The organism is Oscillibacter sp., assembly GCF_040505565.1.
GTDB lineage: Bacteria > Bacillota > Clostridia > Oscillospirales > Oscillospiraceae > Oscillibacter.
On record NZ_JBEUWZ010000018.1, the window covers coordinates 1 to 17,477 of the forward strand.

The window sequence follows — 17,477 nt, forward strand, 5'->3', positions numbered from 1 at the left end:
AGAACCGACGGGCTTTTCTGCGGAGGGGCAGGAACTGATCACGATTACCCGATTGCGGGAGAGCATAAAGGACGGCGTTCAGGCCCTCTGCATTTTCAGTAGGAATCAAAATGGAATCCGGCTCTCAGTTTGAAAGGGAGACCGGGCAATTACTTCTGCTTGAGCAAAACGCGCGTGTTGCCCTCTGTACGGCGGGTAATTCCGTTTCCGTCCCAGTGCTCCAAAAAGGCCCGGGCAAATTTGAGGGAGATACCAAGCGCATCCCGAAATTCCGTCAGTCCCAATTCAGGCTTTTGCGCAAACAGCTCCAGCATGGTCTGCCTGGCAAGATCATAATGGGCGCGATCCACCAGAAGCTGCGGGGAAAGGGAGACCAGTTCCCCGTCGAACCGCATCCGCGCAATCACATGGGACAGCACTTTCGGGTCAACGCCCAGCGCCGCTTCCACGTGCTCCGCGGTGTCCGGCTGGAGACCGTAACCGTCGTACAGGGCCAGCACCTGTGCCCGGATGGCGGTGGATTCCGGCGTATAGGCCGCCTCAAAGTCCGGCAGCGCCACCACGCTGTTTTCCAGCCTCAGCCTGCCATCACGCGTAAAACAGGAAATTAAGTCATCCGTAATATAAACGGGACTTTTAGACCCAAGACGGCTCCTCATCTCGTTCAGATTCATACCGACTTGCAGCGGATATTGCTGATGATAAGCCTTCAGAATCTCTCGCGTATAATTCCACAGCGCCTCCACCGAAGAAAGGAGCAGGTACCGCTGGCCCAGCTTCAGCACCGTGCCCCTCTCCAGGATCGGCGACAGCACTGCGTCCAGGTCCTCTTCGGTCAGAGCGCAGGCCTGCGCCAACTCCTTGTGCTTCGGCGCGGTTCCTTTTTCCAATACCCGCAGCACAACCTCGTCCGGAGAGCCTGAAGCGCGGGCGCGCAGATTGTCCAGTACAGCCGAGCTTCGGCGCTTGTGGAGGGCGGCGTCCACGTCCAGCAGCACGCCGCCGCCAATCGTTACCGTGGGAGAAAAAAACCGCAGAATAAAGTGGTCTCCGTTTCTTACCGCCAGCGGCTGGTCGAATAAAAGCTGAGCAAAGCCCTGCTGCCCCGCCTCTAAAGTCTCCGCATCCAGCAGGCGCGCTTTGCACAAAAGCTCCGATGTGTCATGATAAAAATGAACTTTCGTCCCGCTTTTCAAAGCGAAAGGTGCGTCATTCAGCATGTTGATCTGCACGTCCAGGCAAGAGGAAAGCGTCATGCTGTCCGGCTTCGCCACCGTGTCGCCCCGCCTGATCCCGTGTCGATCAAGCCCAATCAGATTCAGCGCCGCGCGCATTCCCGCTGCTGCCTGGTCTATGGACCGGTCATGGCTTTGAATACCGCGAACCCGGGCCTTTTCCCCACAAGGATAGATGGTCACCGTCTCTCCTGTTTTGACAGTACCCTCCACCACTGTGCCGGTGACTACCGTGCCAAAGCCGTCTACCGTGAAAACCCGGTCTACCGGAAGCCGGAACGGGCGGACGTGGCTTTTTTCTTCCGCGCCGTCCACCAAAGAGATAATCTGTGCCTTCAGCTCATCAATTCCCTGACCGGTGTACGCAGAGACGGGAATCATGGGCGCCTTTTCCAGAAACGTTCCCTTCACATTTTCCCGGATTTCCTCCAGCATGGCCTCCAGCCATTCCTCCTCCACCATGTCGGTCTTTGTGACCACGATGATTCCGCTCTTGACGCCCAGCAGCGACAAAATTCCGAGGTGCTCCCTGGTCTGCGGCATAAATCCCTCGTCCGCTGCCACTACCAGCAGCACAACGTCCATTCCGGACGCGCCCACCAGCATATTCCGGATGAAGCGTTCATGCCCTGGGACATCTACGATGCTGGCTTCCTGTCCATTTGGCAGCGTCAGCTGCGCAAAGCCGTTTTCAATGGTAATCCCACGCTTTTGCTCTTCTTTCAGGCGGTCGGTATTGATTCCGGTCAGGGCCTTTGTCAAGCAGGTTTTTCCGTGATCCACATGCCCTGCGGTTCCGATGATGATATGCTTCATATCTGTCCTCTGCCTTTCGTCTGTGCCCTATGGCATGTCACTGTCCGGTCCGCTTTGCGCGAGCAGGGTAAAAAAACCAAATTCAGAAGGTTTCCCGGATTTATCACGGAACGCCGATGTCTGCGCCTTGCCCGATTGCGTGGACGCCGGCGTAAAACTCCTTGCTTTTGTTATTGTATAGAGTTCACAAGTTCTTGTCAAGAAACAGAACAAATTAGCGGAATTTTCTGTGCATGATTACAGCCTGCCTCAAGGAGCTACGGTGTATTTGACTTATAAATGCCGTGTATAAAATCAAAAATATGGTTGATTTTCACAAAGCGATACGCCATAATGAAAGCGAGATCTCCCCCGAATTTAAAAAACGAGAATATTACGGAAAGGGATGTTAGTTTTTCATGAAGACATTTGAACCAAAACCAGTCCTGAATACCAAGCGTTTTGAAGCCTGCTTCAAAGCAATCGACGCGCACACGGAGGGTGAATTCTGCCGCGTTGTGTACGAGGGATTCCCCGAGGGGAAAGGTGACACGATTCTGGAGCGCAAGTATTATCTGCAAAAGCATTACGATGAATATCGCAAGGCGCTTATGCTGGAGCCCCGCGGGCATCACGATATGTTTGGCGCAATTCTCTGCCAGCCCGTCCATGAAGAAGCGGATTTCGGAATTTACTTCATTGATACCGGCGGATGGCTGAACATGTGCGGTCACTGCACCATCGGTGCCGTTACCGTTGCGCTGGAGACCGGTATGGTTCCTATGACCGAGCCGGTGAGCCATGTGACGCTGGACGCGCCGGCGGGGCTGATTCACACCGAGGCCCAGTGCAAGGACGGCAAGGTTCTCAATGTCACTTTGACAAATGTCCCCGCTTTCCTGTATAAAGAAAATCTGGAAACCGAAGTCATGGGCAAAAAAATCAAATACGATATCTCCTTTGGCGGCTCCTTCTTTGCTCTGGTGGACACCCAGCAGCCCAGCCTGCAAATCGACATCAACTCCAAGACCGTTCCCGAACTGACGGTACTGGGCATGGCGCTGATGAATAAGATCAACGAGACGGTTGAGATCAAGCATCCCGAGCTGGATATCACCACCGTGGATCTGGTCGAGTTTTACGGCCCCGCCGTCACGCAGGGCGCCGATAAGCGCAATGTCGTGATTTTCGGAGAGGCGCAGGCGGACCGAAGCCCATGCGGTACCGGCACCAGCGCAAAATTGGCCACACTGTACGCGCACAAGCAGATTGAAATCGGACAGCCCTTTATCTACGAGAGCTTTATGGGTACCATGTTTAAGGGCGTCATAAAGGAAGAGGCAAAAATGGGGCCATTCGATGCCGTGATCCCCATGGTTACCGGCAGCGCTTACCTGACCGGCGAAGCTACTTATGTAATTGATCCGACAGACAAGCTGGGCAAGGGCTTTATTGTCGGCTGATCCGCAGGAACCGCTGATTTCAGCGCAGGGCGGAAAGGCGGACTTGTTTCTTGGGATCATCGGGTATCTCTTGTACCCGATGATCCCGGCACAGCACAAGGGCATAATCCCTAAAATTTAGTAACAGCCGGGGAGGCGCCGCTGGTTCCGGCTCCTTCTCGGCTTTTTGCGGAAAGGTCTTGCATGTGCTCCGCTGCTAAAATTGAGCTTGAGGATTTCTACACTTGCGAGCAACCAAAAATTTCGGAGGAATGTCTGAATGGAACAAAAGATTGATTATGCACAATTGCAGGCGGACGCGCTGGATGTGTTCCATCACGGCTTTGCCTGCTCGGAATCCGTGATCTATGCACTTCGCAAAAATTTCGGTTGGACGAATCTTTCAGATGATGCCATTGCTATGAGCACAGGTTTTCCATGGGGACTCGGCGGAGCGGGCTGCCTCTGCGGCGCGGTAGCAGGCGGTACGATGTGCATCGGTTATGTGTTTGGAAGACGGACACAGGGCGATTCTTGCGCCAACAAATGCCACAAGCTGACCTGCGAGCTTGCCGAGGCGGTGCGTGAACGCTTCGGTGCCACCTGCTGCGGCAAGCTGATTCAGGAATTTCCGAATCGGGAGATGGAGTCCCGCAAAGCAAAATGCGCGGAGATTGTCTCCTTCTGTGTAGAGATGACGGCGCACATAATTGAGCGGGAGATGGGGAATTAAGAACAGAACAAAGCATTACTGCTCTTTTTATACAGCTGGTTTTTCGGAAAGAGCGACCGGAGTAAACAATCTCAAGGGAGCGGCAGGCGTTGGTGCTGTCGCTCCCTTGATGTTTTATTAGTGGCAGAAATGCCTCGTGTTAAAGGCGGCCGCCCATGCGGATGTTTTGCCAAGGTATCGTGGAGAACTTGTGTCCATTCCGTTATTTTGGGACGTTACTCACTTATGGTTGCTTTTTATGAGATTCTTTCATAGGCCTCATCTGTACAATTTCACAAAATTCCGGTATAATAAAGCGCGGAAACGGTGCTTTTTTCCAACGGGAGAAGGCGCCGAATAAGCCTGCAAATAAGAGAATGGCTGACTTACGCACGGGCACAAAGACCCTGGAGGATTTCGTCAGACCCCTTGTCCTCTCATTCGAAACAAGATGGAAAAAGGCACGGCTGGATGCCGTGCCCTCAACCAAATACATAGTAACAGGAGGATGCTGCATCATGAAAATCAAGGAAGGGTATATGCCGTTTCACGGGTACAAAACGTACTACCGAATTGTTGGTGAAAAAACAGGCATGAAAAAGCCGCTGGTACTGCTCCACGGCGGGCCGGGTTCGACCCACAATTATTTTGAGGTGCTCGATGCGCTTGCGCAGGCGGACGGGCGCCAGCTTGTGATGTACGACCAGATTGGCTGCGGCAATTCCTATGTGGATGGACATCCGGAGCTGTGGACGGCGGAAACGTGGGTGGCGGAATTTATTGCGATGCGGGAACATCTGGGACTTGATGAAATACATCTGTTGGGACAGTCCTGGGGCGGCATGCTGCTTTTGGACTATGTGTGCAATTACGAGCATAAGGGCCTCAAAAGTCTGATCCTCTCCAGCACGCTGCCTGCCTCATGGATGTGGGGGGAGGAGCAGCAGAGAATGATCTGCGAGCTGCCTCGTGATATGCAGGATGCCATTGCAAAAGCGACTGCTTCCGGTGATTACAGCGATCCGATTTATGCTGCCGCAGAGGATGAGTACATGCTGCGCCACGCGGCGGGCAAAGTGACGGAGGATTCTCCCGAATGCTTGCGCCGCAAGGTGAAAAAAGGAAAAGAATCCTATGTGGTCGGCTGGGGCCCCAATGAATTCACCCCGCTGGGTACCCTGCGGAATTACGATGTGACCAAGCAGCTGGAAGATATCCGCGAGCCGTCGCTTGTGATCAGCGGAGGAAACGATCTGTGCGCACCTTATATAGCGAAATACATGTATGATCGGATTCCCCATGCAAAATGGGAGCTTTTCCGCGCCTGCCGCCATATGAGCTTTGTGGAGGAGAATGAGCAGTATATCGCTTTGATGCGCCAGTGGCTGAATGCTAACGACTGAGCATTGAGGACGGCAGAAACGGAGCGGAGAGGGCGGTTGTGATGGAAACGAAAAGACGAAACAAATTTTTGACCATCCTGCTGACTGCGATCGCGGTGTCACTGCTGCTGATCTGCAGTTATGCCAACCTTCTGCCGCAGGAACAGCTGACGCGGATGACGCCCTATTCCTTCACCGATGACTGGATGCTCTCCTCTCAAGAGGAGACGCGAATGGTGGCGCTGGGAGAAGATTTTCACGTACAGGGCAACACGCTGCATTTGCTCCGCCGTCTGCCGGGATTTTTGAATGCGGACGATGTGCTGATGTTCCGCACATCGCTGATTGCACTTTCCGCCAAGATCGACGGAAAGGAGATCTATCATTATGACGGAACGGGTACGCTGCAATCGCTGACCATGCCGTATTCCTGGCAGTATGTGGATCTTTCCCCCGCCGATGCGGGAAAGGTCCTGACATTGGACCTTTCGTGGAAGGATAATACCGTTGTCTATATAGGCGACTTGTATCTTGACAGCGGCATTGCTTGCCAGCTATACTCGATTTTAAAGGAGCTTCCGTTCTTCCTCCTGAGCGTATCCAATCTCTTTTATGGCGGATATCTGCTATTAAATTTCAACCTTTTTAAAAACCGTCGTTATTACCGGGCGGATTATCGGCTCTTGACCCTTGGCATGGCGGCCATCCAACTGGGCATATGGGACTTTTATCAGGGGCTTTCCGGCCGTGTGCTGGTTGCCATGCCGGACTGGCTTTCCTGGGTTGGGCTGTCGGCCTTGTGGCTTTTGCCGGTGACGCTGGTTTGCTACTTGAACGAGGCGGCGGAGAATCGCTCCATCGTACGCACGGCGCGGCTGTTGTTTGTTTACTATATTGCCTTTTACGCCGCCGTATTTATCGCAACACTCACGGGTGTTCCCGCCATGTCCTGTATGATCTTGCAGCATTTAAACATGATTGTGCTGTTTGTTTGCATAATGCGCAACCAGTACGCTCAGATTGTAAGTAACGGTGTATCCAGCGGACGGCTGACCTCCTTTGCACTGGTAGTGGTCAATTTGATGGTGTTTGCGGCGGATTTTGTGATCTATCATTATCACACGCCGCTGCGCTTCGGACTTTTATCCACAATGGCCTGCATGGGTTATATATACCATGCTTCCATGCTGATCAACGGCGAGCTGCACGCTAAGGCGGCGGAGGCGGTGGAGCTGCAAATTTCCGCAGAGCAGCAAAAGGCCGCCATGATGCTCAGTCAGATCCGTCCGCACTTTATCTACAATGTACTCAATACCATCCGATGCCTGTGCGTGATTGATGCGGCACAGGCGGAGACCGCCATCGTGGATTTTTCGGAATACCTGCGCAGCGACATGAATTTTCTTGAAAAGCAGGAGCTGATTCCCTTTTCCGAGGAAGCGGCGCATACCCGCAATTATCTGAAGCTGGAGTCAATGCGTTTTGGCAAACGCCTGCGGGTGCGCTGGGTGCTGGAGGAGGAGGACTTTCTCATTCCACCCCTGTCACTTCAGCCGATCGTTGAAAATGCGGTTCGCTATGGGGTAACAAAGAAAACGGCGGGCGGTGAAATCCAAATTCATTCGTTTGGAGACACAAAAAATATTTATGTCACTGTGCGCGACGACGGCAACGGCTTTGACGCGCGGCGGGTGCTGGAGGATCCCGCCTTTGACGGCGAACTGCACATTGGAATTCACAATGTGCGTACCCGTTTGCAAATCAACGCCTCCGGTGACCTGCAAATCAAAAGTACACCTACGGGGACGCTTGTAACTCTTATTCTGCCGCGTAAACGCGGTTGACTGTAAGGAAGGAGGACTGGCATGAATTGTATCGTGATTGATGACGAAAGCCTTTCCTTACAATTTATGACCCGTGCTCTGGGCGCCTATGCTCAGATCACGTCGCTGCACGCATTTGAAAACGCGGCGCAGGCACTGACGTTTGCTCGAGGGAATCCGGTCGATATCGCGTTTTTGGACATTGAAATGGCAGAACTGAACGGCATTGAGTTGGGAAGGCAGCTGCGTGGACTGCACCCTGACCTTTATCTTGTGTTTGTCACCGCACACGCCCAATATGCGGTTGATGCGTTTGGCATACGGGGGAATGGATATCTGCTCAAGCCCGCCCATCCGAACCGTATTCGTGAAGAAGTGGAAGCGGCGCAAAAGCAGCTGGTGGGTACGGTAAAGCGAATACGCGCTACTACATTTGGCAATTTTGATGTGTTTGTGGATGATGTTATGGTCAAATTTCCAAATGCGCGGGCGAAGGAGCTCCTAGCTTATCTGATTGACCGGCGGGGTGCGTCGGTCAGTGCGGAGGAGGCAATTTCCGTTCTGTGGGAGGAGCGGCCCCATGACTCCCTAGCCGGCAGTGTGTACCGCAAGACGCTTACCCAACTGCGCCGGAACCTGATGGATGCGGGGATCGGAGATCTTCTGATTGATATGCGCAATCAGCGCAGTGTCAACGTAAAACTGCTGGACTGTGATTACTATCGCTTTTTAGAGGGCGATCCACGGGCGATCCGAGCCTATAACGGCGAATATATGCGTAATTATAGCTGGGGTGAGGAAACCAATGCCATGCTGACGATGCGCTCAGAAGAACTGAGACAGACACTTTAGCCTGGTGAAAAGAACGACCGATTATTTCGGGAAACGGAACGCGTGCGCCCTGACAATCTGTCGGGGCGCACGCGTGATCGTTCGTTCTTTCGCTGAAGCTCGGCTGACTCGCGCTGGCCATCGTCTGCGCTTTTTCTTCTGTTTTACCATATTTGCATGCTTATTGTACGTTAAATTAGTGGTTCTCCGGATATTTATGCATTGCATAAAAAGCCAAAAAAGGGTATACTCCACTTATCCATATTAAGTGAGGTACAAAATGAATCTTCCCAAAATTGAATTGAACGGGCTCACTGCGACGGTGCCCATTGTTCAAGGAGCCATGGGCATCGGTGTGTCCGGAGCCCGACTTGCCGCAGCGGTTGCAAATGAAGGCGGGATCGGAATGATATCCGGCGTCAACATCGGATATCGGGAACCTGACTTCTCCAATCATACGTTTGAGGTCAATTTGCGGGCGTTGGTGAGCGAGATCCGAAAGGCGAGACAGCTGGCTCCGAAGGGAATTATTGGATTAAACTTACTCGTGGCAATGAATCAGTATCAGGAATTGGCAAAAGCTGCGGTCGAAGAGGGAATTGATCTGATCGTTTCCGGGGCGGGGCTTCCGCTGAGGCTTCCCGGAATTGTGAAGGGGTCTAAAACCCGGATCGCGCCGATTGTATCCTCGGGTAAGGCCGCGGAAGTCATTTTGAAATTTTGGAATCAACATTTCGACGCTACCGCAGATATGGTTGTGGTAGAAGGGACAGAGGCCGGCGGGCATTTGGGGTATTCTCCCGAAGTTTTAGCGGGACCGGATAAGCCCAAGCTGCTTGATACGGTAAAAGAAGTGATCGAAGCTGTAAAACCGTTTGGGGAGAAATTTAAAAAGCATATTCCCGTGATCGCGGGCGGCGGAATTTTTGACGGCTCGGATATTGCCGAATGCATTCGCTCTGGCGCAGACGGCGTCCAGATGGCAACCCGTTTTGTGGCGACCGACGAATGCGATGCGGATCGTGCCTATAAGGAAGCATATGTCAACGCGAAGGAAGAAGATATAGTCATCATCAAAAGCCCAGTGGGTATGCCGGGCAGAGCGCTGAACAATGCGTTCATAAAGAGAGTGGCGGAATGCGGAGACGATATAAAGGGCTGCTTCAGCTGCCTGAAGGGCTGTAATCCAAAGGTGGCACCATACTGTATCTCAAAGGCTCTGATCAATGCGGTGACGGGAAAGGTAGATGACGGGCTGATTTTTGTGGGCAGTAATGTGCACAGGGTTAAAGAAATTGTCCCCGTCCGGGAATTGATTGCAGAACTGAAAAGCGAAGCCGAAGCCGCACTGGCGATCTGCTGACAAGCAGCTCCCTGCGGCGACGGTTTTCATCGTATAACCAGATTGGCTCCCAGCAGCAGGAATGCGACGCCGAATATTTTGTAAATATCAATACCGATGTGATTGACCAGCGTATCAATTACAACACCGGTGATGATCTGGGCGGAGAGAATCAGCGTGAGTGTTTTTGAAACGCCCAGCACAGGGATGGATTTTGAGGATAAATAGATAATCATGGCGCCGAAAAGTCCTCCGATCAGCCAGATCGGATTTATATGAAGAACTCGGATATAGCGGGTATAAGAGCCTCTGAGAATGCTGATGGCGGCCATGAGGACAGCTCCGGTAACAAGGCTGTGCAGCGTTGCAATGCTGGGTGTGAGCTGTTTTGCCAGCTGAGAGTTGACGCTGGATTCCAGAGCGGTAAAAATACCGGCCAGGATTGCGCCTAAGATTGCCTGATACAGTATGACCGCCTCCGTTCCGCACTCCTGTATTTCATAACCGTATGCCGATTGGCAACGGAATTATGACGCCCGTTTGAACAGAGAAACATCGCCTGGGAAGTTTCCTAGGCGATGTTTTTGTCAGGCGTCCATGAGTTTCTATAAGTTGGTTATTTGCGTTTTTAACAAAATATTTGAAAACAATTGAATCAAATGGGAGAAATTCACAAGTGGAACGCGGTTATAACGCGGTTTTTACGCGCTATTTCTTCGGTAAACGGCATAATCTGTAAAGAAGGATGTTACGGATCGAAGCGGCATCACTATTTTATTGATTGCGGAGGTTTACTATGGAAAATACGAGACTTGCAAAAATTATGAAAGCCATGGAAGAAAACCAAGTGGAACAGATGATTATTTCTGATCCTGCCTCCATTTACTATTTGACAGGCTGCTGGATTCATCCGGGAGAACGCCTGATGACCCTGTTCCTGAACATTGACGGCAAGGTGCAGATGGTTCTGAACAAGCTGTTTCCGCAGGGCAACAAATTCACCTTCGATATTGAGTATTACGATGATGTCGACGACTGCGTCGCAGTTCTTGCCAAGTACGTGAAAGACGGAAAGACCTTCGGCGTTGACAAAGTCTGGCCCGCAAAATTCCTGCTGCGTCTGATGGAGCTGCGCCCGGGCTGTCGTTTTGTTAACAGCTCGGTGCTTGTGGATCATATCCGCCAGATAAAAGATGAAAAGGAGCAGGAACTGATGCGTGTATCTTCTCAGGTGAACGACATGGTTATGGAAAAACTGTATCGCCACGTTGCCGACGGCCTGACCGAGCAGGGCGTTGCAGATATTCTTTTGGACGAGTATGAAAAGGCCGGCTGCGAAGGAGTTTCCTTTGATCCAATCGTTGGCTACGGTGCGAACGCTGCCGATCCGCACCATGCCACCGACAAGGTGACGCTGGGAAAGCGCGGTGATGCCGTCGTGCTCGATATCGGCGGTGTAAAGGATGGCTATTGCTCGGATATGACCCGCACGGTGTTCCTTGGCGAGGCGTCCGAAAAGGCGCGTGAGGTTTATCATGTGGTCCTGGAGGCGAACCTGCGGGGCATTGCTGCCGCAAAACCCGGCAATCGCTTCTGCGATGTGGATAACGCTTGCCGCGATTATATCACCGAAAAGGGATACGGTCAGTATTTCACCCATCGCACCGGTCATAATATCGGAATCGAGGATCACGAATTCGGAGATGTCTCCTCTGTCAACGAAGAAGTCATCAAGCCGGGTATGGTCTTTTCCGTGGAGCCGGGCATTTATATCCCCGGTGAGGTCGGCGTTCGGATTGAGGATCTGGTTCTGATTACCAAAGACGGCTGCGAAGTCCTGAACCGCTTTACGAAGGATTTGCTGGTGGTGTGATCTTTAATCGGCATAGGGGGATATGATGGAAGAAAAGGCAACCATTAAATTTTGGGATCTTGTGTTCATCAATGTCACGGCCCAATATGGCATTCGCTGGATTGCAAAGTCCACGGCGGCAAGCTTCGGATTTGGCGTCGGCGCGATACCGATGTGGGTGCTGTGCGTGGTTGTCTTTTTCATCCCGGAGTCGCTGATCTGTGCCGAGCTTGCATCCACATACCCCACCGACGGCGGGCTCTATGCGTGGGTGAGGGAGGCGTTTGGCGAAAAAACGGGCTTTTTGGCAGCATGGCTCAACTGGACAGGCAAAGCCTTCTGGTACGCCGGTTTTTTGACATTCTTCGTGATCAATATGACCTATGTATTCGGTCATAAAGAATTGTCGGAAAACAAATGGCTGGTGCTGAGCGTTTCCGTGGTGATGTTTTGGATACTGTCTTTTATCAGCACAAAGGGGCTGGCGCGGGCGAAAATGTTCACCACTGCCAGCGCCATGGGCTCCACCATTCCGACGGTGGTGATGATCGCGCTTGCCGCTTCCTCCGTGTTGCTTCTGAAGACCTTGCCCTGTGTCGCCGATTACCGGACGGAGCTTTGGCCAAACATTGATATGGACGCGATGGTTGCCTATTCAACCTTGATGTTTGCCCTGTCTGGCACGGAGGTCTGCGCGAACTTTGTCACCTCCATTGACCGACCGCAAAAGACAATCCCACGGGCGATTTTTACGGCGGCAGCTATTATCGCGGGGTTTTACATTTTTGGCTCAATCGGCATTACCATGGTGATGCCGACGGAGGAAATTACCGGAACCACCGGCATTCTTGACGCCATCGCCCGCGCGGGGGCGTCACTGGGGATTGGCATGTGGTTCGTGCGGCTGATGGCGGTGGGAATTGCAGTGTCCGTTGCAGGCAGTGTGGTGCTGTATGTGGCCTCGCCGGTCAAGATGCTGTTCGGCAGTGTCAGCCGCGGCGTTTTTTCCGATAAGATCATGGAGTGTAACGCCGAGGGAATGCCGACCCGCGCCGTTTATGGGCAGGCGATCTTTGTCACCGTGATTCTGCTGGGGACGTCGTTGCTGCCGGCAGTAGAGTACATTTATAACATTTTGGTCAACATTACGGCCTTGACAGGGATGATTCCCTATGTGTTGCTGTTTGCCGCTTATATCAAGCTGCGCAGTGATCGTCCGGATGAGGTGCGTCCGTATGCAATGTGCCGCAACACGCAGAGCGCCGTGGTGATTGCAACGATTGCGCTGATTGCCTGTGCGCTGAGCGTGGTACTTTCCGCCGCGCCAGCCATGAAAACGCAGGCGGACAATCTTGCCTATGAGGCGGAGCTGATCGGAGGCGGGATGCTGGTGGTCTTACTGGGGCTGTTTATTTGGCGAGTCTCTCAGCCTCGCCGGCTACAGGCAAGGCAGGAGTAAATGCAGCCTGCTCCAAAAGGACTGTGTCCTTTTGGAGCAGTGGCTGTTTTTTCGACCTGCTTTCAAACCGCGCAAGGATTATTTTATGCGCGACAAAGCGGTCTGAAGAAACGTGAAAGGAAGGGCTTTCCTTGAACCTGACAAAGTATTACGCACTCTTGTACGCCATGGAAGTGGGAAACCTTTCCAAGGCCGCAAAGCAGATGAACTATACGCAATCCAATTTGAGCCGCATGATCACCTCATTGGAGGGTGAGTTCGGATTTCCCTTGCTGGTGCGGGAGAAAGATGGTGTGCGCCCCACCGCGGAGGCAAAAAAGATCGAGCCATACCTACGCATTCTGCTGCGAGATGCGGATGATTTCAATGAAATCGTCCACCGAATAAAGTATAGAGCCTCAGACCGGCTCTGCATTGCCTGCTCGGAGAGCTTTTCCCGGCGTTTTCTGCCGAATGTGATGCAGTCCATGCTGGAAAAATATCCTCAGCTTGAATATCAGATCATTGTTGCCGACCATGGCGAGATTGAGTTTTTGGCGAAGCAGGGTGTGATCGATGTTGCATTCACTTCGCCGCCCTATCCTGTGATCGAGGCGCAGATCGTAGAACTTTTGCGCGAGCCGATCATGGCGGTACTGCCGCCAAAGCACCCCCTTGCTGCGCAAGAGGCGGTGGAGCCTATGCAGCTTTTGCAATATCCCTATATTTTGCAGGAAAGCGGAACGGACGAGTACATCACGCAGGTGCTTGGAAATACCGGACTGACTCCGCCCAAGCGGTTTCGGGTACGCGGCGACGATTGTATTCTCTCCATGGTCGCCAGAGGCATGGGGGTTTCCATGGGAACGGAAATGACGCTGCGGGGCAGCAGTGCGAATGTTGTGGCGCGCCCTTTTTTGCCGGAACAAACGCGTATGCTGTCCATGGTCATTCCCAGGCAGAACCAGCGGCAGAAACGAAGTCGTATGATTCAGGATTTGACGGCCTTTGCCCGTGGGGAGGCACAGCAGGTTAACGAAGTGCGCTGAAATAAAAAGTTAAAGCTCCAAAGCAAGCAGCAGAAAGGATCAAGGACCCTTCCTGCTGTTTGCTTTTTCCATACGCCTGCTCGCCGCTTCGGGTTGTTTCGGATTAGATGGCGCGCGTATACCGAGCCAGCCACTCCCGTTCATCGGCAGTCATGCGGGGAGCTAGTTTATTGTAGACAGAGCGGTGATACTTGTTCAGCCATGCGCGCTCCTGCTCATTCATCAACGCGGGATCAATGGCGTCAAGGTCAATGGGAACGAAGGTCAGCGTCTCGAAATGCATGAACTGTCCGTATTCGTTGGCGTCACCCTTTTGGACCACCATCTCGTTTTCTATACGGATACCGTGAGAGCCTTCCACGTAAATGCCCGGCTCATCGGTCAGCACCATACCTTCCTCCAGCGGATGTGTTTCGTTTTTGGCGGGTACAACGTACCAGCGGAAGCCGGTGGGGGGTTCGTGGATACTGAGCATGTAACCGACGCCGTGTCCCGTACCGCAGCGGAAGTCGATGCCGAGATCCCACACAGGGCCGCGCGCCAGAATGTCCAAGTTATAGCCGGTACAGCCATAGAGGAAGTTGGCCGAGGCCAGGCGCAGCATAGCGCGCAGCACGGCGGTAAAGTGAACCTTTAGTTCCTGCGAAACGGAGCCGATCGCAAAGGTGCGGGTGATATCGGTGGACCCTTCGCTGTAGTTTCCGCCGGTGTCGTTGAGGAACAGTGCGCCGGGTTTCATGACGACATCTGTCTCCAGTGTAGAGGTATAATGCATCATGGCGGCGTGATCGCGGTATGCGCAGATGGGTTCAAAGCTGTCCCAGTAATAGCCATCCTGCTCTTTGCGGAAAGCGATCAGCTGGTCGGTGGCGGAAAGCTCGGTCAGAGTATCCTTGCCCGCGTGCTGTTTGACCCAGCGCATGAAACGGGTGACGGCAACGCCGTCCTTGATATGGGCCTCACGGATGTTGGACAGCTCCACCTGGTTCTTCATTGCCTTCATCAGAATGGTGGGATTGGGACGCTCCACTTTGCGAACATTGTCAGGAATACTTTTGTAAAGGGCAAAATTCAGCTTCATGGGATCAAGGAGAATCGTCTCCTGCTTTGCAAGAAAAGTGATCTCTTTGTAAATATCATTGTAGGGGCGCAGAGTAAAGCCGCTTTCATTCACATAGGCGCGGCACTCGGCATTGAGCTTGCACTCATCCATGAAAAGCAGTGCCTTATCCATATCAATCAATGCGTAGGACAACAGCAGGGGCGAATATTCAATATCGTTACCGCGTAGATTGATGAGCCACGAAACATCATCCAGAGATGCCAGCACATGGACGGTTGCACCGACTTGACGCATTTTCTCGCGGACGCGGGCAAGCTTGTGAGCGGCGCTTTCGCCGGTGTACTTTTCCGCCAGCAGAAACGCGGGTTCTTCAGAAAGGGGCGGACGATCCGTCCAGACCTTGCCGACCAAATCCTCTTCAAAGGCAAAACGGATGTTTTTATAGGAAAGAGCGGCTTCAAAATCCTTGCCCTCCTCCACGGAAAGCACACGCCCGTCAAAACCCAGCACACCGTTTTCCGGAAGCTCTGCCGTCAAAAATTCTTCCACTGTGGGAACGCCGGGCTCGCGCATGCGGTACAGCTCAAGGCCGCTTCCGGCGAGCTGACGCTCCGCCTGCTCAAAGTAGCGGCCGTCCGTCCAAAGCCCTGCCTTGTTCTGCGTGAAGACGGCAGTGCCGGCAGAGCCGGTGAAGCCGGTAATAAAGCGGCGGCACTTAAAATGTTCGCCCACATACTCGCTTTGATGGTTGTCGGCAGAGGGAACGACATATGCGTCCATGCCCGCTTGTGCCATCAACGTACGCAGCTTGACAATCCGTTCTGCAACATTCATTTGCTGAACCTCCCTGACCATTATATTTTGGAAACGGGGCGTCTCAGTCAAACTGCTGAGACGCCCCGTCAGCGCCGGAGAAAAAAGACGCCAGATGATTTGAAATTAGTCCTCTGCGGTGAGCAGCTTATTGAGCTTCTTGTCGGCGAACCACAGAACAACGCCGCAGGCAAGAACGATCAAGCCAACCGTGCCGTAACCGGCAACAAAGTTTTGCTTTTCCAGAATCGCGAACAAATAGCCGTAAGACTTTGCAGGAATAAAAATGGCGAATGCCCAGAAGCCCAGCAGCAGACCCAGCAGCTCCTTGGGTGCGAACTTGGTGATAAAGGAGTTGCCCAGGGGGCTGAACACCATCTCACCCAAAGACATCAAAAGGCCGACAGCCAGAATCCACAGGAGGCTTGCCTGGTTTTCGCCGCGGATGATATCTGCAAAGCACATCACCATGAAAGCAAGGCCCATGAAGACCATGCCCAGACCGGTCTTTTTGAACATGCTCAGGTCGCCCTTGGGAGTCTGTGCCTTCTTGGACCAGAACGCGGCCAGCACCGGCCCGAGGAGAATGCAGGCAAGACCGTTGACGGAATCGAACCAGGAAGAGGGAACGGTGAAGCTGCCGATCATCCAGTTGGCGTGATTCAGGCAGCCTGAATCGGGACCCCAGTAATAGTAGACGGGCATGTAGGTCAGATACCAGACCAGCCAGAAGATGATGGAGAAAATGGTAACCATGATGATCGCGAATACCTTGTTCCGCTGGGAGTGGGTCAGAGGAGCTCTGGCAGCGACCGCGGTACTCTCCTTGACCTGGCCCTGCTTAAAGGGATACTTGCCGCACTCGCCCAGATGCTTTTTGCCGAGAATGCCGAACCAGGCGGCATCCAGAAACAGCAGAACTCCGCAGACCAGAAAGCAGAAATTGTAGCTCACGGCGCGGGCGACAAAAGCGACGAACGTGGTGCCGATCAAAGAGCCGATGTTGACAAAGGAGTACTGAATGGTAAAAGCGGAGTCCAGAATTTCTTTGTCGCTGAACTGCTGGCCGTTGACGCCGGACAGGTTGCCCTTGAAAAGGCCGGTGCCGATGGAGACCAGGATAATCATCATCCACACCATGGCGGAGCCGGTGGCAAAATAGCCGCAAACGTAACCGGCGCCCATCAAAATTGCGCCGACGGTGACACAGATGCGGGGACTGATCCAGTGGTCTGCAATATAGCCGCCGATCATGGGGGTGATGTAGGTGAACGCCACAAAGTTGGCAGACATCATAGCGCCCTGTGCGGGTTCCAAGCCCAGACCGCCTTTCGCGGTTGCGGCAACGATCCAGATGGCGATCAGCCATTTGGAGGAGTAAAACGCCATACGCTCCAGCGTAAAGGTGAAGGAGCAGACGTAGAACCCGAAAGGATACTTCTTTTTGTTTTCCATGTTCTTCCCTCATTTTCTTTCAAAATAGGCCAAAACCGCAAAAAAGTTCTGCCATGCACCGCTTTGGATGGCTTGCAGTATCCGAAGCTGGAACATTAAAATGTTAACATTTATTGAACGTACAGGCAATGGATTGCGGCATGAAGAAAACGCATTCTGCTATGCATTTTTGTTACGCTTGGCCCGGGCGGTTCTCATAAACGCACAGCTCTTGACAGTACTGAGTTCTCTGGTATGATGGGGAT

The 17,477-nt window shown here is 52.9% G+C and carries 13 protein-coding genes; 9 read left to right on the top strand and 4 right to left on the bottom strand.

Annotated elements, in window-relative coordinates; translation table 11 throughout:
• Positions 1 to 149: 149 nt before the first annotated feature.
• Positions 150 to 2,051 (bottom strand): selenocysteine-specific translation elongation factor, encoded by a 1,902-nt coding sequence (gene selB / locus ABWQ15_RS09735; RefSeq protein WP_353908581.1) that lies wholly within the window; start codon positions 2,049 to 2,051, stop codon positions 150 to 152.
• Positions 2,052 to 2,449: 398 nt separating this feature from the next.
• On the opposite strand from selB, the gene ABWQ15_RS09740 reads away from it, so the two are divergent.
• From ABWQ15_RS09740 to ABWQ15_RS09765, 6 genes are all read left to right on the top strand, one after another.
• Complete coding sequence (locus ABWQ15_RS09740) at positions 2,450 to 3,493, top strand: proline racemase family protein (RefSeq protein ID WP_353908582.1); 1,044 nt, start codon at positions 2,450 to 2,452, stop codon at positions 3,491 to 3,493.
• A 259-nt stretch (positions 3,494 to 3,752) separates the two neighbouring features.
• Complete coding sequence (locus tag ABWQ15_RS09745; protein WP_353908583.1) at positions 3,753 to 4,205, top strand: C-GCAxxG-C-C family (seleno)protein; 453 nt, start codon at positions 3,753 to 3,755, stop codon at positions 4,203 to 4,205.
• A gap of 497 nt (positions 4,206 to 4,702) precedes the next feature.
• Positions 4,703 to 5,587, top strand: coding sequence for a proline iminopeptidase (gene pepI / locus ABWQ15_RS09750; protein ID WP_353908584.1), 885 nt, complete (start codon positions 4,703 to 4,705; stop codon positions 5,585 to 5,587).
• 41 nt (positions 5,588 to 5,628) lie between these two features.
• On the top strand, positions 5,629 to 7,410 hold the full coding sequence (locus tag ABWQ15_RS09755; RefSeq protein WP_353908585.1) for a sensor histidine kinase: 1,782 nt from the start codon (positions 5,629 to 5,631) through the stop codon (positions 7,408 to 7,410).
• A gap of 21 nt (positions 7,411 to 7,431) precedes the next feature.
• A complete protein-coding gene (locus tag ABWQ15_RS09760) occupies positions 7,432 to 8,241 on the top strand; it encodes a response regulator (RefSeq protein WP_353908586.1) in 810 nt (269 codons plus the stop codon).
• Positions 8,242 to 8,500: 259 nt separating this feature from the next.
• A complete protein-coding gene (locus ABWQ15_RS09765) occupies positions 8,501 to 9,583 on the top strand; it encodes an NAD(P)H-dependent flavin oxidoreductase (RefSeq protein WP_353908587.1) in 1,083 nt (360 codons plus the stop codon).
• A 26-nt stretch (positions 9,584 to 9,609) separates the two neighbouring features.
• Here the strand turns inward: ABWQ15_RS09765 and ABWQ15_RS09770 are convergent, their stop codons facing one another.
• Positions 9,610 to 10,059, bottom strand: a complete 450-nt coding sequence (locus ABWQ15_RS09770; protein WP_353908650.1) for a DMT family transporter — start codon at positions 10,057 to 10,059, stop codon at positions 9,610 to 9,612.
• Positions 10,060 to 10,358: 299 nt separating this feature from the next.
• Here ABWQ15_RS09770 and ABWQ15_RS09775 point away from each other — a divergent pair, with 299 nt between their 5' ends.
• The 3 genes from ABWQ15_RS09775 (at position 10,359) to ABWQ15_RS09785 (ending at position 13,901) form a co-directional block, all read left to right on the top strand.
• On the top strand, positions 10,359 to 11,435 hold the full coding sequence (locus ABWQ15_RS09775) for a M24 family metallopeptidase (protein WP_353908588.1): 1,077 nt from the start codon (positions 10,359 to 10,361) through the stop codon (positions 11,433 to 11,435).
• 25 nt (positions 11,436 to 11,460) lie between these two features.
• Entirely contained in the window at positions 11,461 to 12,873 is a 1,413-nt protein-coding gene (locus ABWQ15_RS09780; protein ID WP_353908589.1) for an APC family permease, read from the top strand.
• 131 nt (positions 12,874 to 13,004) lie between these two features.
• A complete protein-coding gene (locus ABWQ15_RS09785; RefSeq protein ID WP_353908590.1) occupies positions 13,005 to 13,901 on the top strand; it encodes a LysR family transcriptional regulator in 897 nt (298 codons plus the stop codon).
• A 103-nt stretch (positions 13,902 to 14,004) separates the two neighbouring features.
• On the opposite strand, the gene ABWQ15_RS09790 is transcribed toward ABWQ15_RS09785, so the two are convergent.
• A complete protein-coding gene (locus ABWQ15_RS09790) occupies positions 14,005 to 15,798 on the bottom strand; it encodes an aminopeptidase P family protein (protein ID WP_353908591.1) in 1,794 nt (597 codons plus the stop codon).
• Positions 15,799 to 15,903: 105 nt separating this feature from the next.
• A complete protein-coding gene (locus tag ABWQ15_RS09795; RefSeq protein ID WP_353908592.1) occupies positions 15,904 to 17,232 on the bottom strand; it encodes a peptide MFS transporter in 1,329 nt (442 codons plus the stop codon).
• Positions 17,233 to 17,477: the final 245 nt, after the last annotated feature.